The following is a 19,759-nucleotide window of genomic DNA, read 5'->3' as shown; positions in this document are numbered from 1 at the left end:
GCCGCCCTTCCCTAGATAGACGCCCGCCAGCAACAAACGGCGTGTCACGCGAAAGGCTCCTGTTCCGGTGAAGTTGAAGCGCGCAAAGGGTAGCAGCGCACAGGATGGCTTTGCCCGTATCCTGGCCAATACCGGCTGGTTGCTGGGCGGCAAGGGCGTGGGCGCGGTGCTGAGCCTTGCCTATCTCGCCATCGTCACCCGCACGCTGGGCGTTGCCGATTTCGGCCGCTTCGCGCTGGTGCTGAGCGCCGCCAACGTCATCAAGACGTTGGTGTCCTTCGACAGCTGGCAGATCGTCGTGCGCTATGGCCAGCCGCATCTGGCGGACGGCAACGGCAATGCGCTCAACCGGGTGCTGCGCTTCTGCATCCTGATCGATCTCGCCTCGGCCGTGGCCGGCGGCCTGATCGCCGCGATCATCATCCTCGCCTTCGGCAACCAGCTGCAACTGGGGCCGGGCATGGGGCTTCAGGCCTGGCTGTTCTGCATGGTGATGATGATCACCATCCGCTCCTCCCCCACCGGCATATTGCGCCTGTTCGACCGTTTCGATTCGGCCGCCGTCGCCGAAACCATGATCCCGGTCGGACGGATGATCGGCGCGGGCCTGGCGCTTGCGCTGATGCCCGGCATCACCGGCTTCCTGATCGCCTGGGGCGCCGCCGAACTGCTGTGCGCGGCGGCCTATTGGTACCTCGCCCTGCGCGAAGGCAAGGGGCGGCTCGGCAGCTGGACCGCCGGCCGGGCGCTTGATGCGCGCCAGGAAAATCCCGGCATCGTCGGCTTCCTAACCGCCACCAACCTGCAGACCAGCCTGTCCGCCATGGGACAGCAGGTCGCGGTGCTGGTCGTCGGCCTGTTCGTCGGGCCGGTGGGCGCGGGCCTCTATCGCCTTGCCAACCAGCTCGCCCAGTCTCTGACCAAGATTTCCAGCCTGCTCTCGCGCAGCATCTTCGTCGAACTGTCGCGCACACAGTCCAGCCATGGCGTGGATGCGCTGCGGTCCCTGTTCCGCCGCACCAACCGGCTGGCGCTGATCGCCGGCGCCATCATCATCGCGCTGATCCTGACCATCGGCCATCCGCTGCTGGGCCTGATCGCGGGCAAGGAATTCCTCCCCGCCTATCCGCTGCTGATGCTGCTGGGCGTGTCGGCCTGCATCGACCTGGTCGGGGTCAGCTATCGCCCGCTGCTGATGGCGACCGACCGGGCCGGCCTGTCGCTGCGCATCACCTTTGCCTCCACCCTGCTGCTGCTGGGGATGCAGGCGGTGCTGCTGCCGATGAATGGCACGATCGGCGCTGCGATCGCCAATATCGTCGCCTCGATCGCCGGCTTCCTGATGATGGGTCTTGCCACCCGCCATGCGCTGGCATTGCGCGATACGCTGCCGCCGGAGCCCGACGCGAACTGAGCGACACCAGCGCGCCATCCCTGGATCGAGGGGGGAGAGGAACGACGCACTGGTGCCGCGCCCGGTTCAGCCTGATGAGACCGGGCTAGGGAAATTCAATAATATTTGAAGGCGGTGACCACCCCGTTCTGGGTGCTGCACTTGAACGTCTTCTTGACCGTCTTCTGCTTGCCGTCCTTGTCGATCACGACATTGACCAGCGCGCGCACGGCACCGCGGCTGTCGCTTTTCTTGTCGGTATCCTCGACCTCGCGCAGGGTGACGTCGATCACGCCCTTCTTTGCGCCCTGGGCCTTGGCTTCGTTCAGGCAGGCGGCGACCGATACGTCGCGGGAATCGCCGCTGACCGGAGTGACCGGGGTCGGCGCCGGCGGCGAGGGCGCCGCTTCGGGCGTTGTCTGTGCCATCAGGACGAGGGTGGCGGGCAACAATGCCGCCAGGGGCAGAATCTTGCGCATGCGGGTGCTCCCTTCATCGGGCCCATCTGCCGGGTCCGATTGTTTCTAGCATGCAGCCACAGCGCGCGGCATCGGGAATAACCCGATAGGGAAACGCCCTGCCCTTTAGCGCGCGAGGATGGATTCGATCAGCACGATGTCGTCGGGCTTGTCGGCGTCGATGCAGGCTTCCGCCTGGTCCATCGCCACCAGCCGCGCGGTCAGGCCGAAACGCCGCCCCACCCGCGCAATGCCGCCGCGCAGGGTCAGGATGCGCAGCAGTGCGCCGACCAGCGCCAGCGGGCCAAAGGCGGACAGGATCTTCCAGCCCTTCTTCCGGTCCTGCTCGACATCCTGCCACAACGCGATCACCGGGCGCGCTTTGGCGCTGCCGAACCAGAAGATGTTCGCGCCCGACCACCAGCCGTCGCGGAACTTGAGCCAGGTGCGGCGCGACTGCGGATAATGGGCCAGCAGGGTCGCCTTCTCGACCATGGCGACGGCGATGTCGGCGCCCGTCGCCTCCGCCACGAACTGGTCCAGCATCGCCGCGTCGAGCAGCACATGGTCCGCCGTCGTCATCAGCAGCGGGAAAGGCAGGTCCGCCTTCTCCATCAGTTCCAGCAGCGAGGAGGCGATGCCCTTGCCGCCGCGCTCGAACCGCACGCGCGGATCGCTGGCCAGCCAGGCGGTGGCCGGATCATCGGCGAAATATTCGGGATTCTGCGTCAGCACCACCAGCTGGCCGATCGCCGGATGGGCGAGCAAGGCGCGCGCCGGGCGGTTGATCATCGGCTCCCCCGCGACCGGCACCAGCGGCTTGACCGGCACGCCGGCAGCGGTTGCGAGCGGATCGGCGATCGGCCGCGCCCCTGCCAGCAGGATTGCGGTGATGGTGACGGGATGGGAGGATGTCATGCCCGCTCGTTAGCCGAGCGAGCCACCGCCGCAAAGCCGCTTATTTCCCCGCAGCGGCCGGTGCGCCCGCGGTCGGCGCGGCCGCCGCCACCTCATGCGTGCCGACCTTCAGCCCCTTGAGCTGGGCCAGGCGCGCGCGGAAAGCGACCAGATTGCTGCCGGTCAGTTGCGCCGTCGTGGTGAACTTCACCGACAGCGGATTGACCACCTGGCCATTGCGATACAACTCATAATGAAGATGCGGACCGGTCGACAGGCCGCTGGAACCGACATAGCCGATCACCTGGCCGCGCCGCACCCGCTGGCCGGGCACCGCCGCGATCCGGCTCATATGCGCATAGCCGGTGGCCAGGCCCCCGCCATGGGAAACACGGACATAATTGCCATGGCCGCCATGGCGGCCGGCAAAGGCAACCACGCCGTCGGTCACCGCATAGATGGGCGATCCGTAGCGCGCGCCGAAATCGATGCCGGCATGCATGCGGGTATAACCCAGGATCGGATGGCGGCGCATGCCGAAGCCCGACGTCATGCGGGCGCCGTCGACCGGTGCGCCCAGCACGCCGCGTTTTTCGCCCACGCCCGATGCCTCGAACCATTCGGTGCGGCCCTCGCTGGTCCATTTCAGCATGTCGACCGCCTTACCCCGCGCCCGGCGGAAACCGGCATAGAGCAGCTCGCCCACCTCGACATCGCCGGTTTCGGCGCGATGATATTCGGTGATGATGTCATAGCGGTCGCCCGCGCCGATCGATCCCAGATCGACCTGCTTGGCGATCACCCGCAGGAAGGCCTGCACCGCCTTGGGCGGCGCACCGGCGGCGCGGGCCGAGCGATAGATGCTGTCGCCGACCACGCCCTGGATGCGCAGCGGGGTGTTGTCGACGCGAATGGGCACGCGCGTCACCTGCAGCACGCCGCCGACCCGGTTGAGTTCGACCGCAAGGTCGAGCCGCGCGCGGAAATTGAGCTTGTCGAGCGGCCGGGGCGATGTGCGGCTGGCACGGCGGCCCAGGATGATGTCGAGCCGGGTGCCCGGCTTCACGCCTGCGCCGATATCGCCGCCGACCATGCTGGTCACGGTCGCGACATCGCCGCTGCTGACCCCGGCACGCGACAAGGCGCGGGCCAGCGTGTCGCTGCTGCCGATCTGGGCATTGAGTTCGATCTGCGGCCGTTCGGGCGTTTCCTTGAGGGGCTGCACCGTATCGGTCGCGCCCATCCGCCGGCCACTGTCCGCGCCCAGCGCCAGCGGCGTGATCATCTGGCTGCGCACCTCGTCATATTGGGCGGGCGCCAGTAGCGGTTCGGGCGCGCCGGGCACCGGCTGGAAACCGGGCGAGAGATAGAGGGCGGTGGCGCACAGGCCAAAACAGGTGGCAAGGCCGCGAAACCAGGTAAGGCTGCCGACATTCTGCCCCAGGTCCGGGACGAGGTTGACGTCCTCCGCCCAGTCGCGCAGGCGCGTGCGCCAGTCGCGCGGCGCCGCCGGTCGCTGCAGGCTGTCCGCCAGCCATAGCGACATGGACGCGCCACCCTGCTGAAAACCCGACTGATTATCCTGGAACAAAAGCCGCAACCCCCGGGGTGCTTTTTATCGCATCGCCAACGCAATGGTCCCCGCGCCATGCGTCGGACCGCACCCTTGTGAACGCGCAGGGTTAAAGTCAATTTAAGACGCTGCCATGACCCGCGCCGCTGCGACGAAACGTGCCCATGGCCGGGCAGAGTCCCGTTAACCAAGGGAACATCGGGCCGATCGCGCAAAGTCCTTGCCCTGCCCGCCATCCTGCACGACATAGGCCCCATCATGGCCCAGTTCGCCCGTTCGCCCGTCACCGCTGTGCTGGGCCCCACCAATACCGGCAAGACTCATCTCGCCGTCGAGCGCATGTGCGGCCATTCGAGCGGCATGATGGGCTTTCCGCTGCGCCTGCTGGCGCGCGAAGTCTATGACCGCGTCGTCGCGATCAAGGGCGCGCAGCAGGTCGCCCTCATCACCGGTGAGGAAAAGATCGTGCCGCCGGGCGCGCGCTATTTCCTCTGCACCGCCGAATCCATGCCCATCAGTGGCGGCAGGGAAGCCGCCGCGATGACCGGCGGCCTCAGCGATTTCGCCTTTGTCGCGCTGGACGAGGCACAACTGGGCGCCGATCCCGAGCGCGGCCATATCTTCACCGACCGCATCCTGCGCGCCCGCGGCCGCGAAGAAACGATGATCCTGGGCTCCGCCAGCATCGCGAAGACGGTCAAGAGCCTAGTCCCGGAGGTCGAGATCATCGGCCGGCCGCGCTTCTCCACCCTCTCCTATGCTGGCGCCAAGAAGCTGTCGCGCCTGCCGCGCCGCTCCGCCATCGTCGCCTTCTCGGCCGAGGAAGTCTATGCCGTGGCGGAAATGCTGCGCCGCTTCCGGGGCGGTGCGGCGGTGGTGATGGGCGCGCTCTCGCCCCGCACCCGCAATGCCCAGGTACAGATGTTCCTCAATGGCGACGTCGATTATCTGGTCGCCACCGATGCGATCGGCATGGGCCTCAACCTCGACGTCGCCCATGTCGCCTTCGCCTCGCTGCGCAAGTTTGACGGCCGCCGCTCGCGCCGGCTGACGGTCGCCGAAATGGCCCAGATCGCCGGCCGCGCCGGGCGCCATCACAAGGACGGCACCTTCGGCAGTCTGGGGTCGGAGGATGGCGACGCCGCCTTCACCCCCGAAGAGATCGAGGCGATCGAGGCACATCGCTTTCCGTCCGTCGACCAGCTTTTCTGGCGCGACGGCGCACCGCGCACCGACAGCATCGATCATCTCATCATCGATCTGGAGGCCCGGCCCGATCGCCCGGAACTGCGCACCGCGCCGCAGGCGGTCGACCTGGCCGTGCTGCGCCGGATGGCCGAAGACCCGGAAGTTCAGGCCCGTGTCCGCTCCAAGCGCGATGTCGAACGGCTCTGGGCCGCCTGTGGCCTGCCCGATTTCCAGAAGCTGGGCGCGGAGCATCATGCCCGCACCGTGGCGCGCATCTGGCGCTTCATCGCCGGCAATGGCTCCGGCTTTGGCGGCCATATTCCGCGCGACTGGTTCGCCCAGCAGATCGCCCGCCTCGATTCGGTCCAGGGCGATATCGACACCTTGTCGGGCCGGATCGCCGCCGCGCGCACCTGGTCCTATATCGCCCATCGTCCCGACTGGCTGGCCAATCCGGTGGAGATGGCGGAACGCACGCGCATGCTGGAAGAAAAGCTGTCCGATGCGCTGCATGCGGCCCTGACGCAGCGTTTCGTGGACCGACGCACCTCTGTTCTGCTAAGGGATCTCGGACAGAATGCGAGCAATCTGCCGGTCACGGTCGACCCGGATGGGACGGTCTGCGTCGATGGCGAGACGATCGGGCGACTTGACGGATTTCGTTTCTCAGTCGATCCCGCTACGCGACTCCAGGACAGAAAGCTGTTGCTGGCGGCGGCGGAAAGGCGCCTTGGAAAGGTATTACGAGTGAAGGCTGACGAATTGATGAGCGCTGCGGATACGGATTTCGCGCTCATGGACGATGCGGGACAGACGCCGGGCATCGCCTGGCAGGGCACCCCGGTCGCAACGCTGATGGCGGGCGCAGGCCTGCTCGCGCCCGAAATCCGGCTCGATCGCGCGCTCGCCGCGCTGGGCCCGGATGTGCAGAAGCAGGTGACGACCCGTCTGGCGACCTGGTTCGAGGCGCAGAAGCAGAAGCATCTGCTGCCACTGGTCAAGATGAGCGAAAGCGCTGCCGATCCGGCCGTGCCAGCCGTCGTCCGCGCGGTCTTTGCCCAGCTGGCCGATGCCGGCGGCGTCGCGCCGCGACTCGACCTTGATTCGGCGCTCGGCCATCTCGACAAGGATCAGCGCCATCTGCTGCGCCGCGCCGGCATCGATATCGGCGTGCTCGATCTCTATCATCCCGGCCTGTTGAAGCCGGGTGCGGCGCGCTGGCGTGCGGCGCTGCAGGCGGCGCGCATCGGCAAGCCCTGCCTGCCGCTGCCCCAGCCGGGCCTGACCCTGATCCCGACCGGCGACAAGCCCCAGGAAATGGGCGCCCGCATTGCGGGCTTCCGCAGCTTTGGCCCGCAGATGCTGCGCATCGACATGGCCGAGCGCATGGCCCGCACCGCGCACGAGACGATCGCGAAGAATGAGCCGTTCAGCGCGCTCAGCCCGCAGATCGTGTCGCTGGGCCTGAGCGAAGAAGCGTTCCTGCAGCTGATGCGCGCCGCCGGCTTCCGCCCGATCGATCCGGTGCCAACCCCGGCGCCCGTCGCCGAGGCACCGGCCGAAGCCGCGCCCGCCGTGGAGGGCACGGACGTGGTCGAAGCGACCGAGGCTGCGCCTGAAGCCGCAGCGGAAGCCGTTGCCGAGGCCCCCGTCGAAGCGGCGGCCGAGGCGGCAACCGAAACCCCGGCCGAAGCGCCCGTCGCCGCCACCGGCGCCAACTGGGTGTTCAAGGGCCGGCAGAAAGGCCGCCCGCAGGGCGATCGTGGTCCGCGCGGCCCCCGCCGCGACCAGCAGCAGCGCCCCGAAGGCAAATTTGCCGGCAAGAGCGACAATCGCGGTGAAGGTCGTGGCGACAACCGTGGCGGCAAGGGCGGCGATCGCGGCCCGCGCAAGGGTGGCGACCGCGACGATAATCGCGCGCCGCGCGCTACCCCCGCCAGCCACAAGGCCGCCACCAGCAACCATGCCTTCGCCGGCCTGGCCGAACTGCTGGGGCGCAATGGCTGACCCCAAGGGGGCCATGACAGTGCATGGGACGGGCGTCGGCCCGTCCCTGCGCATCGACAAATATCTGTGGTTCGCGCGCCTGTCGAAAAGCCGCTCGACCGCGCAGAAGCTGGCCGAAGACGGTCATATCCGCCTCAATGGCCGGCGAATCGACCGGTCCCATGCGCCGGTGCGCGCCGGCGACCTCATCACCTTTCCCCACGCCGCCGGCGTCCGCGTCGTCCGCGTGATCCAGCTGCCCACCCGGCGCGGCCCCGCGCCCGAGGCGCAGGCCTGCTATGAGGAATTGACGGTCGGCAGCTAAACCTGCCGCCGATCGCCTGTTTTAGAACCGGTAGGCAAGCGCCACGAAGCCGTTCGGTCGCGTCGCATGCTCGACCAGCGGGCTGTCCTTGACCCGGCCGAGCAGACTGGTCGCCCCGACCGATCCGGTCACGCTCCAGCGGCTGTCGAGCCGATAGACGATGTTGAGCAGCGCCGAGACATCCTTGAACCCTGCCTTGCCGCGATATTGGTCCAGTCCGGACGCTGCCGCCTCCCGCGCATTCACCCCGAAATAGCCGTCCATATGCTTGCCGTCGGCAAAGCTGGTGGCGATCGAGGGGGTGATGATGAGCTTGGGATTGAGGATGACAGGATAGGAGAGGCTGGCGTCAGCGATGAAGCCGCCGGTGCTGCCGCTAATGCCCTGCGTCGCGCCCAGCGTCGCCACCACGCCGCCGCCGGTCAGATTGGCGAACACGCGCCCGCCCACGCCCCAGGACAGCCGATCGATACCCGTCGGCACGTCGCGCCGCCGATAGCCGGGCATCGGCGTGACGCCCGCGCCGATGGTCAGCGCCCGGTCATCGACCAGATTGAGCCCCACGCCATTGCGGAAATTGGCGAAGAAGCGCCCCTCGACAATGTCGATCGCCGGCAGCGGCAGCACGCGATAATCGTCGGCGCCCTGATAGACCGGCGTCACCGCCGCACCCAGGCCGATGACGATCCGGTCCTTGCTCGGCTGCCCCACCGACTGGCGCGAACTGCTGAGATCCTGCGCCTTGACTGCCACCTGCGCGGCTGCGCCCATGGCGAGCAGCGCGATGCTCGATCGGACCATCGTCGATTTCATTATGCAAATCCCTGTCGAAACGGCCGTCCGAAGATCGACCAGCCCCATGCCGGCGCACGGGCATCCATGGCCGGCACAATAATTTCCAGGCAATATACTGTAAATACAGCACAATGTTTCCGGAAAATGTCCAGCATCGGCCCGACGCAGGAAGATCACAACTCATCCTGCATATTTGTTCGGCCCATCGACCAGATGGTCAGAACTGGTCGGCGATATCCATCAGGCCGAGCAGCTTCTTCGGCGCGATCTGGCGCCAGCTGGCGTGGAGCCGCTCGCCGATATGGTCCCAGTCGGTATCGCCCAGGTCGAGGCGGATGCCGACCCAGTCATTGCCGAAATAGGCGGGGCGGTAATAGCGGTCCGGATCGGCTTCGATCAGGGTTGCCTGCTCTTCCGGCGCGGTGGTCTTCACCAGCACGGCAATGATGCCGTCGCCATGATGGTCGCGGGTGAAATAGGCGAATTTCTTGCCCTTCACGATGCCGAAGCAGGGCATGCCGTGCGACACGATCTCGTCCGCCTGCGGCAGCACCAGCGCGGCTTCACGCACCTTGTTCAGCAGCCAGTCGGGCTGGCGCTCACGGGTGACGAAATCAGCGAGCGTGCGCGAATAGAGCTGATGCTCGGCGATCAGGATGCGCCCGGCCAGGCTGTCGGCCGTGTCGCCGGGCAGGATCGCCACCGGGGTCTGGCCCAGCACCGGGCCATCGTCCAGTTCGGCGGTGACGATATGGACCGAACAGCCGGCATGGCTGTCGCCCGCGTCGATCGCGCGCTGATGGGTGTCGAGGCCCTTATATTTGGGCAGCAGGCTGGGATGGATGTTGAGCATCCGGTCTTCCCAGCCGGACACGAATTCGGGCGACAGAAGCCGCATGTAGCCGGCCAGCGCGACATATTGGACGCCCGCGGCACGCAGCTGCGCGTCGATCACCGCGTCGAACTCCGCGCGTTTCATACCCTTGTGGCTCTGGCCGAAGGTGCCGATGCCCTCGGCCGCGGCGAGCGCCAGGCCGGGGGCTTCCGGATCATTGGCGGCGACCAGCACGATCTCGAACGGACAGTCCTGCGCCTTCGCCGCATAGAGCAGCGCCGCCATGTTCGAGCCACGGCCGGAAATCAGGACGCCGATCTTTGCCTTGGTCATAGGGTCTCCCCTCCCGCCTGCGGGAGGGGCCGGGGGAGGGCCTGTCTTAAAGGCGATCCCCTGGAAAACCCTCCCCTAACCCCTCCCGCAGGCGGGAGGGGGATTGGTGGTGCTTGTCAGCCCAGATGCGTGGCCGACCAGTCGGCCTTGGCGCTCCAGGTTTCGGCGCTGCCCTTGACGGTGCAGCCCTTGTCGCCTTCGCTGACAGTGCCGACGCGGAACACGGTTTCGCCCGCATCCTCCAGCGCCTGGGTGACGCCCACAACATGCGCCTCGTCCACCGCCAGGATCATGCCGATGCCGCAGTTGAAGGTGCGCGCCATCTCTTCGGGCTCGATATTGCCCTGCGCCTGGAGGAAGGCCATCAGGCGCGGCTGCTCCCAGGCGTCGGCGTCGACGATGGCATGGGTGCCTTCGGGCAGGACGCGCGGGATATTTTCCAGCAGGCCGCCGCCGGTGATGTGGGCGAGCGCATTGATCATGCCGGCGCGGACCAGCGGCAGCAGGCTCTTCACGTAGATCTTCGTGGGGGCCATCAGCGCGTCGATCAGCAGCACTTCATTGTCGAACAGCGCCGGGCGATCGAGCTTCCAGCCCTTGTCGGCGGCGAGGCGACGGACCAGCGAGAAACCGTTGGAGTGGACGCCCGACGAGGCGAGGCCGATCAGGACGTCGCCGGCCTTCACCTTGTTGCCGGTCAGCGCCTTGGAGCGTTCCACCGCACCGACGCAGAAGCCGGCCAGGTCATAGTCGCCGTCGCTGTACATGCCGGGCATTTCGGCGGTCTCGCCACCGATCAGCGCGCAGCCGGCCTGGCGGCAGCCCTCGGCGATGCCGGCGATGACGCGTTCGGCGACGCCCGACTCCAGCTTGCCGGTGGCATAATAGTCGAGGAAGAAGAGCGGCTCGGCGCCCTGCACGATCAGGTCGTTGGCGCACATGGCAACGAGATCGATACCCACGCCGTCATGGCGGTCATGGTCGATCGCCAGCTTCAGCTTGGTGCCCACGCCGTCATTGGCCGCGACCAGCAACGGGTCGTCATAGCCCGCCGCCTTCAGGTCGAAAAAGCCGCCGAAACCGCCCAGTTCGGCGTCCGCGCCGGGGCGTCGGGTGGCCTTGGCCAGGGGGGCGATGGCACGGACAAGGGCATTGCCCGCGGCGATGTCGACGCCAGCCTTGGCGTAGCTGTAGGATTCGTTGTCGCTCATGGGCCAGCGCCCTAGAACAATAGCGCCGAAAACGGAAGGCTGGATGGGTTGGCGCTTGGCATGCGGGGCAAATCTCGCCAAAAGGACGCCCGTGATCCTTGCCAAGACTCTTCGTCGCCTGTCGTTTCCGCCAGCGCTTGCTCTCCATGCCCTGTCCCGGCCGGCGCAGATCGCCGGCGCGGTGGGAATCGGCCTGGTCGGCGCTGCGCTGTTCGCCCAGATGGAAGGCGAACGCGGCGTCCCGCCGATCGCCAGCGGCGGCGATTATGAGGTGCGCGGCGTGAAGGTCGACGTCCAGGCCGGCAGCGCCGATGCGGCCCGCTATGCCGGCTGGCGGCTGGCCCAGCGCCAGGCGTGGAAGATGCTGTGGACCCGCACCCATGGCGGAACGGGCGTGCCCAGCCTGTCCGATTCGCAACTGGAAGCCATGATCTCGGGCATCGAGGTCGAATATGAACAGGCCGGCCCCGGTCGCTATGTCGCGACGCTCGACATCTTGTTCGACCGCGCGCGTACCGGCCAGTTGCTGGGCGTTTCCGGCAATGTGATGCGCTCGCCGCCGCTGCTGGTGATCCCGGTCCTGTGGGATGGCGGCTCCGCCGTATCCTATGAACGGGTCAATGAATGGCAGAAGGCCTGGGCGCGTTATCGCACCGGCGACAGCGCGATCGACTATGTCCGGGTCGCGGGCTCGGTCGCCGACCCGGTATTGCTCAACGCCGGCCAGACCGGACGGCGCGGCCGCCTGTGGTGGCGCGTACTGCTCGACCAATATGGCGCGGCCGACGTGGTGATCCCGATGGTGCGGCTCGACCGGCAATGGCCCGGCGGCCCGGTGACGGCCAATTTCACCGCCCGCTATGGCCCCGACAACAGCCTGATCGGCAGCTTCGCGTTGCGCGCCTCGAACGACAGCGGCATCCCGCAGATGCTGGACGAGGGCGCGCGCCGGATCGACGAACTCTATATCCGCGCGCTCAATGACGGCCGCCTGCGGCCCGATCCGTCGCTGATCATCGAGGAACCGGTCGATCCCAGCGCGCTGGCGATCGAGAATGCGACCGAGGCGCCGATCGAGGCGGTCGACATGCCACTGCCCACCGCCGGCGCCAGCGTCGCCAGCTTCGCCATCCAGTTCGACACGCCTGACGTCGGATCGGTCACCGCCGGCGAATCGGCCTTGCGCAGCATTCCGGGCGTCCGCTCGGCCGCGACCAGCAGCCTGGCGCTGGGCGGCACGTCGGTGATGCAGGTCAGCTTCGAGGGCACGGCCGACGCGCTGCGCACCGGATTGCAGGCGCGCGGCTACAGCGTGGCGGTATCGGGCAACACCATGCGCATCTCGCGCCGGCAGGCCCCCGCAGGACAGCCATGAGCCAGATCAGCCTGCCCTTCGAATGGCAGGGCCAGGGCGAGGAGTTTCTGGTGAGCGAGGCCAATCAACTGGCCGTTGCCCATCTGGAACGCTGGCGCGACTGGCCTGTGTCGGTGACCGTGCTGACCGGCCCGCCACTGTCGGGTCGTTCGGCGCTGGGCCGCCAGTTCGTCGCGATGAGCGGCGGCAGCGTGATCGACGATGCCGAGGGGCAGGACGAGCATATGCTGTTCCATGCCTGGAACGAGGCGCAGACCGAGCATCGCCCGCTGCTGATGATCGGCCGCACGTCCCCGCTGCGCTGGACGGTGGCATTGCCCGACCTGCGATCGCGGCTGGCCGGATCGCCCCATGTCGCGATCGAGGAGCCGGACGAGGCGCTGGCGCTGGCGCTGATCGAACGGCGGCTGGGCGCGTCGGGCGCCAGCTTCGCGCCGGACCTCGCCCCCTGGCTGCTCCGGCGGATCGAGCGCAGCTATGGCGCGATTGCGGCGGTGACGGCGCTGCTGGATGAGGCGTCGCTGTCATCTGGACGTAAGATTTCGGTCGCACTGGCGAAAGAGGCTCTGCAATCTGCAGGAATCTTGCCTATAGTCCCGCCCGATCCCACCAACGACCAGCGCGAGTAATCCGTGGCCGAAGCCGATCCCATCGCCAGCCTTTCGCCCGCGGGCGAGCGCTATTTCAACCGCGAGCTTTCCTGGCTGGCCTTCAACCAGCGGGTGCTGGAAGAGGCGATGAACCGGGCCCACCCGCTGCTCGAACGGCTCCGCTTCCTGTCGATTTCGGGCGCCAATCTCGACGAATTCTTCTCCGTCCGGGTGGCAGGGCTCAAGGGGCAGCAGTTGCAGGATGTCGATCTGCGATCGGCCGATGGCCTGACGCCGGCGCAGCAGCTCGGCGCGATCACCGAAACCACGGCCAGCCTGATGCGCGCCCAGCAGAAGGTCTGGGGCGCGCTGCATGGCGAGCTGGTGCAGGTCGGGATCGAGGTGATCGGTCCGTCCGCAGAAATGGATGTCGGCTGCGCCCAATGGCTGCGCGAACATTTCCTGACCCAGATCTTCCCGATCCTGACGCCTCAGGCGCTGGACCCTGCGCATCCCTTCCCCTTCATCCCCAATCAGGGCCTGTCGATCGTCTTCGATCTGGAGCGCCTGTCGGACAAGCAGCCGATCCGCGAACTGGTGATGATCCCCTCCTCGCTAGCCCGCTTCGTGCGCATTCCGGGCGAACCGATGCGCTACATGGCGCTGGAGGCGGTGATCCGCCGCTTCTCGGCCGATCTCTTCCCCGGCTATCGCGTCCGCAACAGCGGCGTGTTCCGCATCATCCGCGACAGCGACATCGAGATCGAGGAAGAGGCGGAGGATCTGGTCCGCTATTTCCGCAGCGCCATCAAGCGCCGCCGCCGCGGCCGCGTGATCCGCATGGAGATAGAGGAACGCATCCCCGAACCGGTCGAGGAAATGCTCCAGGACATGCTCCAGGGCCATGAGGCGATCGTGGTCGAGGTAGAGGGCTTCATCGGCATCGGTGACCTTAGCGGCATCGTCGACGCCGACCGCCCCGACCTCAAGTTCGAGCCCTATGCGCCCCGCTTCCCCGAGCGCATCCGCGAATATGGCGGCGACTGTTTCGCCGCGATCCGCGCCAAGGACATCGTCGTCCACCACCCCTATGAGGCGTTCGACGTCGTCATCTCCTTCCTGAAACAGGCCGCGTCCGACCCGGATGTGGTCGCGATCAAGCAGACCCTCTATCGCGCGGGCAAGCAGTCGGCGATCATCCGCGCCCTGATCGACGCCGCAGAGGCCGGCAAGTCGGTGACCGCGGTGGTCGAACTAAAGGCGCGCTTCGACGAGGAACAGAATCTGATGTGGGCCGACGCGCTGGAACGCGCCGGCGTCCAGGTCGTCTATGGCTTCATCGACTGGAAGACCCATGCCAAGGTGTCGATGGTGGTGCGGCGCGAGGGCGACCAGTTCCGCAGCTACTGCCATTTCGGCACCGGCAACTATCACCCGATCACCGCGCGCATCTATACCGATCTCAGCTTCTTCACGGCCGATCCGGCCTATAGCCGCGATGCAGCCGCTTTGTTCAACTACATCACCGGCTATGTCGAACCGCAACGGCTGGAAAAGCTGGTCATGTCGCCCCGCGACCTGCGCGACACGCTGTGCGCCTGCATCGATGCGGAGATCGACCATGTCCGCGCCGGCCGCCCCGGCACCATCTGGGCCAAGATGAACAGCCTGGTCGACCCGGCGATCATCGAGAAACTCTATGCCGCCAGCAATGCCGGGGTGCAGATCGACCTGATCGTGCGCGGCATCTGCTGCCTGCGGCCGGGCGTTCCGGGCATGTCGGAAAATATCCGGGTCAAGTCGGTCGTCGGCCGTTTCCTGGAACATAGCCGCATCACCGTCTTCGGCAATGGCAAGGCGCTGCCCAATAATGGCGCCAAGGTCTATATCAGCTCGGCCGACTGGATGCCGCGCAACTTCGACCGCCGCGTCGAATTCCTCGCGCCGGTCGAAAACCCGACCGTCCATGACCAGATTCTGGACCAGGTGATGGTCGCCAATCTGATCGATACCGAACAGAGCTGGGTGCTGGACCGCGACGGCCATTATACCCGGCTGGAGCCGGGCGACCGGCCGTTCAACCTGCACCGCTATTTCATGACCAACCCGTCGCTGTCCGGGCGCGGCGCAGCGCAGGAGCATGGCGCGGTGCCGACCCTGCGCCTGCGTGGCCGGGCCTGATCGCGCGATGAACTCGATGCTCAGCCGCGTGCGCGCCATGGCCGAGACCATGGCAACCTCGCCCGAACCCGCTACCGCGCGCTCGGCGATCATCGACATCGGCTCCAACAGCGTCCGCCTGGTCGTCTATGACGGGCCGCGCCGCATCCCCTTCATCCTGTTCAATGAAAAGGTGATGGCGGGCCTGGGCGCTTCGCTCGCCAAGACCGGTGCGATCGAACCGGAAGCGATGGAGCGCGGCCTGCGTGCCATCGGCCGCTTTGCCCATCTGTGCCGCGACATGCGCGTCACCGACATACGCTGCGTCGCGACGGCCGCCGTGCGCGACGCCACCAATGGCGCCGAGTTCATCACCCGTGCCAAGGCTATGGGCCTGACCGTCGAACTGCTGTCGGGCGCGCAGGAGGCGATCGGCGCCGCCATGGGCGTCTTGTCGGGCATTCCCGATGCCGACGGCATCGTCGGCGACCTGGGCGGCGGCAGCCTGGAACTGGCCCGCGTGCGCAAGGGCGCGGTCGAACAGACCATCTCGCTGCCACTGGGCGTGCTGCGCCTGCCGCAGATCCGTGCCAAGGGGCCGCGTGCGCTTGATCGCTGCGTTGCCAAGATGCTGGAAAAGGCCGGCTGGCAGGCGGAACCGGACCTGCCCTTCTATCTCGTCGGCGGATCCTGGCGCTCGCTCGCCCGCTTCGACATGCAGCTCACCCATTTCCCGCTGCCGGTGGTGCATCAATATGAGATGAGCGCGGCCCGTGCCGAACAGCTCACCCGCATCATCTCCCATGTCGACAAGGGCCGGCTGAAGCAGATCCCGGCGATGACCGGATCGCGCGTGCCGACCCTGCCGGATGCCGCCGCGCTGCTGTCGGTGGTCGTGCGCCAGCTCAAGTCCAGCCGGATGATCGTGTCGGCCTATGGCCTGCGCGAAGGGCTGCTCTACGAAAATCTGCCCGACGATATCCGTGCCCATGATCCGCTGCTAGTCGCGGCTGAGGCGGAGGGCGAGGCACAGGCCCGCTTCCGCGGCCATGGCGACCGTATCGACCGCTGGATCGCCCCGCTATTCCCCGACGATGACAAGGGTGCGCGCCGCATCCGCCGCGCCGCCTGTCTGCTGGCCGATGTCAGCTGGCGTGCCAATCCCGATTTCCGCGCCGAACGCGGCGTCGAAATCGCCCTGCACAGCAATTGGGTCGGCATCACCGCTGCCGAGCGGGCGATGCTGGGCCAGGCGCTGCACACCCATTTCGGCGGCGATGTCGGCACGCTGCCCAACCTCGACCGCATGGCCAGCGCGGATGCGCTGCGCCGCGCCGCGCTCTGGGGCCTCGCCATTCGCCTTGCCCAGCGCCTGTCGGGCGGCGTCGAAGGCCCGCTCGCCATTTCCCATCTGGAACGGCATGGCGACCGCATCGACCTCCACCTGCGCGACGAGGATGCCGATCTCTACGGCGAAGCGGTCGAACGCCGCCTGCGCAACCTCGCCCAGGCCATGGGCCTCAAATATCAGCTGCTCGACGGACAGGGGTAGGCCGACACCGACCGCGCCCGGTCAGGAAAGGGCGGTCGCTTCCCGCACGACCAGCACCGGCACGCCGTCGCGCACCGGATAGGCGAGGCCCGCCGCGTCCGACACCAGCGCCTGGCGGGCCGCGTCCCAGCGCAGCGGCGTGCGCGTCGCCGGGCAGACCAGCTTGGCCAGCAGCCAGGGATCGATCGGGGCCGTCTCTTCGCTCATAATCTCGCTCATTGCATCGTCGCGCCGCCGTCGCGCTCGGCGCGACCGACGATCTGCATCAGCTGGATGATCCGGTCGGCCCGCTCGCTCAGCGTGTCGGCCTCCAGCAAGGTCTGCTTGGCCGCCGGGTCGAACGGCGCGATCTGGGCGATGCCGTTGACCAGCGCCATGTCGTCCAGCCGCGACACCGCCGTCCAGTCGACCGCATAGCCCAGCGCATCGGCAAAGCGGCGCGATTCCTGCTCCAGCGCCGCCCGCTCGACCAGATGCAGCACCTCGTCCTCCGGCGCCTGCTCCACCTCCGCCTCGATCTGGCGGAACAGCGTCGACACCTCCAGCTCGCGCACCAGCCGGAACCGGGCCAGCCCGGTCAGGATGATGTTGAACCGGCCATCGTCCAGCGCCTCGATATGGCTGATCCGCCCCAGGCAGCCGACGTCGAACAGCGGCGGCTTCTGCCCCTCGCTGCGCGGCTGGATCATGCCGATGCGCCGGTCGCGCGCGGACGCATCCTGCACCAGCGCGCGATAGCGCGGCTCGAAGATATGCAGCGGCAGCTCCATGCCCGGCAGCAACAGCGCGCCGGACAGCGGAAAGATCGAGATGCGCGCGCGGTTCACCGGGTCACCGATCCTTTACGAAAACAGGATCTGCGACAGCTTGCGGCGCTGCGCCGACACCCACGGATCTTCCAGCCCGACCGCCTCGAACAGGGTCAGCAGCTGGGTGCGCGCGGCGCCGTCATTCCAGGCCCGGTCGCGGCGCACGATCTCCAGCAGCTGCTCGGCCGCGCCATCGCGGTCGCCATTGCCCATCAGCCCGGTCGCCAGCTCGAAGCGCGCCTCATGATCGTCACCATCGGCCGCCAGCCGCGCCTCGACCCCCGACAGGTCGGCCACGGGCTTGGCATTGCGCGCCAGCGCCAGCGCCGCCTTCGCGCGCTCGATCGCCTGGTCCTTCTGCATCTCGGCGGGCAGTTCGGCGAGCAGCGCATCGGCCTCGTCCAGCTGCCCCAGCGCCACCAGCGCGCGCAGCAGGCCGCTCAGCACTTCGGCATTGTCCGGCGCGATGTCGGCAATCTGCTGGAACACCGACAAGGCCCGCTCCGCCTCGCCGCCGGCCAGCATCTCCTCGCCCATCGCGATCAGCGGCGCAATCTCTTCCGCCTGCGCCTTCTCGTCCGATTCGATCGGCAACTGGCTCAGCAGCTGGTCGAGATATTGCTTCAACTGCCCCTCGGTCCGCGCCTGGCTCAGGTCCGCGACCGGCTGGCCCTGGAACACGGCATAGACGGTCGGGATCGACTGGACGCGGAACTGGCTGGCGATGAAGCCATTTTCATCGACATTCACCTTCACCAGCTTGACGCCCTTGCTGGCATAGTCGGCGCACACCTTCTCGATCACCGGCGCCAGCTGCTTGCACGGGCCGCACCATTCGGCCCAGAAGTCGACGATCACCAGGCTCGTGCGCGAAGGCTCCACCACATCCTGGCGAAACGCCTCCACGGCCGCCTTGTCGGCCTCGCTCAGTCCCAGGGTCGCCACGCTTCATTCTCCTGCAATGCGGTTAGTCGCCGCCGTCATACAGCGCCTTATGTGGGGCGTCACCCCTGCTGGACAAGTCGGGGCGCGCGCGCCGCCTTACAGGAAATATTTGAGCCGGATCGCCTGCCGCACCGGCGCGCCGCTCACCACGAACTCGGCCGACCGGAAGCTGGGCGCGCCAAAGCGCAGCACCGGATTGCGCGAAAAGCCCACCCCTTCGCGCGGAATGCCGGCAAAGGTGTCCAGCTTGCCATTGCCATTTTCGTCATGGATGATCGCGATTGCATAGTCGCCCGGCGCCAGATTACCGAGCGGTATGGCATTGCCCGTCGTCGCCACGATCAGGTGGCGCTTGTCGGGATCCTTGCTGCAATCGGGAAAAAAGTCGGCCGATCGCGCCACGCAGATCAGGATGCGCCCCTTGGCCGATCGCAGCCCCTCGGCCGTCATGCTGATCGGCTGGGCCAGGTCCATCGGCGCCGCCCCCGCCAGTCCGATCAACGCCACCGCTGCAAACACCACCCGACCGATCACGCCTGTTCCTTCCTGAAATCACGCCCGAAATCCCCCAGCCCCCGGTCGGTGCCGCACAGCCGGTCCCAGACGCGAAAATAGAGGCCATAATTGCACCGATATTGTTCATGATGCCGCTGATGATGGCTGGCGGTGATCAGCCAGCGGCCAATCGGCCCGCGCACCATCCAGCGCGGAAACATCTCCCACCCCATATGGTTGGACACGCCCATGATCGTCATGATCGACAGCACCACGCCCAGCGCGCCGACATGGATCGGGATCAGGAAGACCAAAGCCGGGATCACCACCGCCCCGGTCAGCGCCTCCCACGGGTGAAAGCTCATCGCCGCCCAGGCGGTCGGTGGCCGGCTGGCATGATGGACGGCATGGGCGATGCGGAACAGCCGGGGCGCGTGCATCCACCGGTGCGTCCAGTAGAACCATGTGTCATGCGCGGCGAGATAGAGCAGCACCGACACCGGCAGATACCAGAGCGGATAGCGGCCGACATCCTCATAGATGCGCGTCCAGCCCCGCGCCTGCCAGCCCCAGGCGACGACCCCGGCGGGGATGCCATAGATGGCGGCGGACGCCAGCGACCAGCCAATCTCCCGCCCGATCTGCCGCCCCTGCCCGCGATAGAGGCCCGGCTGCCGCAGCCTTGTCGCCAGCGCAAAACCGCCACTGGCAATCAGATAGCGCACCCCGACGATCAGCGTCATCGCCAGCGCGGACAAGAGGATGGCTGCGACCATGGCGGGGCTATAGCGGTGAATGCGGGGGAGCGGAAGCGGAGGGGTTGGCGACTTGCCGAACGC

Annotated in this window: 18 protein-coding genes; 7 read left to right on the top strand and 11 right to left on the bottom strand. The window is 67.3% G+C overall.

All coding sequences use genetic code 11. The features are described 5' to 3' along the window. Positions 1-67 precede the first annotated feature (67 nt). On the top strand, positions 68-1,414 hold the full coding sequence (locus tag A0U87_RS08145) for a lipopolysaccharide biosynthesis protein (RefSeq protein ID WP_048937821.1): 1,347 nt from the start codon (positions 68-70) through the stop codon (positions 1,412-1,414). A 95-nt stretch (positions 1,415-1,509) separates the two neighbouring features. Here the strand turns inward: A0U87_RS08145 and A0U87_RS08140 are convergent, their stop codons facing one another. The 3 genes from A0U87_RS08140 to A0U87_RS08130 form a co-directional block, all read right to left on the bottom strand. Then, entirely contained in the window at positions 1,510-1,872 is a 363-nt protein-coding gene (locus A0U87_RS08140) for a hypothetical protein (RefSeq protein ID WP_048937820.1), read from the bottom strand. A gap of 105 nt (positions 1,873-1,977) precedes the next feature. Continuing rightward, positions 1,978-2,769, bottom strand: coding sequence for a nucleotidyltransferase family protein (locus A0U87_RS08135; protein ID WP_048937819.1), 792 nt, complete (start codon positions 2,767-2,769; stop codon positions 1,978-1,980). A 40-nt stretch (positions 2,770-2,809) separates the two neighbouring features. Beyond that, positions 2,810-4,294 (bottom strand): M23 family metallopeptidase, encoded by a 1,485-nt coding sequence (locus tag A0U87_RS08130; RefSeq protein ID WP_234415736.1) that lies wholly within the window; start codon positions 4,292-4,294, stop codon positions 2,810-2,812. A gap of 285 nt (positions 4,295-4,579) precedes the next feature. On the opposite strand from A0U87_RS08130, the gene A0U87_RS08125 reads away from it, so the two are divergent. Both A0U87_RS08125 and A0U87_RS08120 read left to right on the top strand, forming a co-directional pair. Then, positions 4,580-7,516, top strand: coding sequence for a helicase-related protein (locus tag A0U87_RS08125; protein ID WP_048937817.1), 2,937 nt, complete (start codon positions 4,580-4,582; stop codon positions 7,514-7,516). A 13-nt stretch (positions 7,517-7,529) separates the two neighbouring features. After that, on the top strand, positions 7,530-7,820 hold the full coding sequence (locus A0U87_RS08120) for an RNA-binding S4 domain-containing protein (RefSeq protein ID WP_164488891.1): 291 nt from the start codon (positions 7,530-7,532) through the stop codon (positions 7,818-7,820). 21 nt (positions 7,821-7,841) lie between these two features. On the opposite strand, the gene A0U87_RS08115 is transcribed toward A0U87_RS08120, so the two are convergent. From A0U87_RS08115 to purM, 3 genes are all read right to left on the bottom strand, one after another. Next, positions 7,842-8,633 (bottom strand): MipA/OmpV family protein, encoded by a 792-nt coding sequence (locus A0U87_RS08115; RefSeq protein ID WP_048937815.1) that lies wholly within the window; start codon positions 8,631-8,633, stop codon positions 7,842-7,844. Positions 8,634-8,832: 199 nt separating this feature from the next. Then, positions 8,833-9,783 (bottom strand): phosphoribosylglycinamide formyltransferase, encoded by a 951-nt coding sequence (gene purN / locus A0U87_RS08110; protein WP_048937814.1) that lies wholly within the window; start codon positions 9,781-9,783, stop codon positions 8,833-8,835. Positions 9,784-9,899: 116 nt separating this feature from the next. Beyond that, a complete protein-coding gene (gene purM, locus A0U87_RS08105) occupies positions 9,900-10,994 on the bottom strand; it encodes a phosphoribosylformylglycinamidine cyclo-ligase (RefSeq protein ID WP_017500249.1) in 1,095 nt (364 codons plus the stop codon). 91 nt (positions 10,995-11,085) lie between these two features. Between purM and A0U87_RS08100 the strand changes: the two genes are divergently transcribed. From A0U87_RS08100 to A0U87_RS08085, 4 genes are read left to right on the top strand one after another with little or no spacing between them, the layout of a single operon-like run. Next, on the top strand, positions 11,086-12,369 hold the full coding sequence (locus tag A0U87_RS08100) for a heavy-metal-associated domain-containing protein (RefSeq protein WP_137405432.1): 1,284 nt from the start codon (positions 11,086-11,088) through the stop codon (positions 12,367-12,369). Continuing rightward, the gene (locus A0U87_RS08095; RefSeq protein ID WP_004211120.1) at positions 12,366-12,998 is read left to right on the top strand and encodes a hypothetical protein; all 633 of its coding nucleotides are present in this window, start codon (positions 12,366-12,368) and stop codon (positions 12,996-12,998) included. The genes A0U87_RS08100 and A0U87_RS08095 overlap by 4 nt, the downstream gene beginning before the upstream one ends. A gap of 3 nt (positions 12,999-13,001) precedes the next feature. Beyond that, a complete protein-coding gene (locus tag A0U87_RS08090; RefSeq protein ID WP_010337022.1) occupies positions 13,002-15,140 on the top strand; it encodes an RNA degradosome polyphosphate kinase in 2,139 nt (712 codons plus the stop codon). Between the two features lie 7 nt (positions 15,141-15,147). Next, positions 15,148-16,671, top strand: a complete 1,524-nt coding sequence (locus A0U87_RS08085; RefSeq protein WP_048937890.1) for a Ppx/GppA family phosphatase — start codon at positions 15,148-15,150, stop codon at positions 16,669-16,671. Positions 16,672-16,692: 21 nt separating this feature from the next. Here A0U87_RS08085 and A0U87_RS08080 read toward each other — a convergent pair whose 3' ends face one another. The 5 genes from A0U87_RS08080 to A0U87_RS08060 all read right to left on the bottom strand — a co-directional run bounded on the left by A0U87_RS08080 (position 16,693) and on the right by A0U87_RS08060 (position 19,696). Further along, positions 16,693-16,878, bottom strand: a complete 186-nt coding sequence (locus A0U87_RS08080; RefSeq protein WP_234415735.1) for a Trm112 family protein — start codon at positions 16,876-16,878, stop codon at positions 16,693-16,695. 8 nt (positions 16,879-16,886) lie between these two features. Then, entirely contained in the window at positions 16,887-17,498 is a 612-nt protein-coding gene (locus A0U87_RS08075; RefSeq protein ID WP_037510200.1) for an LON peptidase substrate-binding domain-containing protein, read from the bottom strand. Between the two features lie 15 nt (positions 17,499-17,513). Further along, positions 17,514-18,425: a tetratricopeptide repeat protein gene (locus A0U87_RS08070; protein ID WP_048937811.1), complete on the bottom strand. Its 912-nt coding sequence runs from the start codon at positions 18,423-18,425 to the stop codon at positions 17,514-17,516. 96 nt (positions 18,426-18,521) lie between these two features. Then, positions 18,522-18,959, bottom strand: a complete 438-nt coding sequence (locus tag A0U87_RS08065; RefSeq protein WP_048937810.1) for a DUF2141 domain-containing protein — start codon at positions 18,957-18,959, stop codon at positions 18,522-18,524. Further along, complete coding sequence (locus A0U87_RS08060; RefSeq protein ID WP_048937809.1) at positions 18,956-19,696, bottom strand: sterol desaturase family protein; 741 nt, start codon at positions 19,694-19,696, stop codon at positions 18,956-18,958. The genes A0U87_RS08065 and A0U87_RS08060 overlap by 4 nt, the downstream gene beginning before the upstream one ends. Positions 19,697-19,759 lie beyond the last annotated feature (63 nt).

This window comes from Sphingobium sp. MP9-4, assembly GCF_005281675.1.
Lineage (GTDB): Bacteria > Pseudomonadota > Alphaproteobacteria > Sphingomonadales > Sphingomonadaceae > Sphingobium > Sphingobium yanoikuyae.
Note: the sequence above shows the minus strand (reverse complement) of the source record. Positions and strands in the feature narration are given on the sequence as shown.

Excerpts from the sequence above, each read along its gene's own strand:
- A0U87_RS08140 (WP_048937820.1), bottom strand. The coding sequence starts at position 1,872 with ATGCGCAAGATTCTGCCCCTGGCGGCATTGTTGCCCGCCACCCTCGTC.
- A0U87_RS08135 (WP_048937819.1), bottom strand. The coding sequence starts at position 2,769 with ATGACATCCTCCCATCCCGTCACCATCACCGCAATCCTGCTGGCAGGG.
- A0U87_RS08130 (WP_234415736.1), bottom strand. The coding sequence starts at position 4,294 with ATGTCGCTATGGCTGGCGGACAGCCTGCAGCGACCGGCGGCGCCGCGC.
- A0U87_RS08125 (WP_048937817.1), top strand. The coding sequence starts at position 4,580 with ATGGCCCAGTTCGCCCGTTCGCCCGTCACCGCTGTGCTGGGCCCCACC.
- A0U87_RS08120 (WP_164488891.1), top strand. The coding sequence starts at position 7,530 with ATGACAGTGCATGGGACGGGCGTCGGCCCGTCCCTGCGCATCGACAAA.
- A0U87_RS08115 (WP_048937815.1), bottom strand. The coding sequence starts at position 8,633 with ATGAAATCGACGATGGTCCGATCGAGCATCGCGCTGCTCGCCATGGGC.
- purN (WP_048937814.1), bottom strand. The coding sequence starts at position 9,783 with ATGACCAAGGCAAAGATCGGCGTCCTGATTTCCGGCCGTGGCTCGAAC.
- purM (WP_017500249.1), bottom strand. The coding sequence starts at position 10,994 with ATGAGCGACAACGAATCCTACAGCTACGCCAAGGCTGGCGTCGACATC.
- A0U87_RS08095 (WP_004211120.1), top strand. The coding sequence starts at position 12,366 with ATGAGCCAGATCAGCCTGCCCTTCGAATGGCAGGGCCAGGGCGAGGAG.
- A0U87_RS08085 (WP_048937890.1), top strand. The coding sequence starts at position 15,148 with ATGAACTCGATGCTCAGCCGCGTGCGCGCCATGGCCGAGACCATGGCA.
- A0U87_RS08080 (WP_234415735.1), bottom strand. The coding sequence starts at position 16,878 with ATGAGCGAAGAGACGGCCCCGATCGATCCCTGGCTGCTGGCCAAGCTG.
- A0U87_RS08060 (WP_048937809.1), bottom strand. The coding sequence starts at position 19,696 with ATGGTCGCAGCCATCCTCTTGTCCGCGCTGGCGATGACGCTGATCGTC.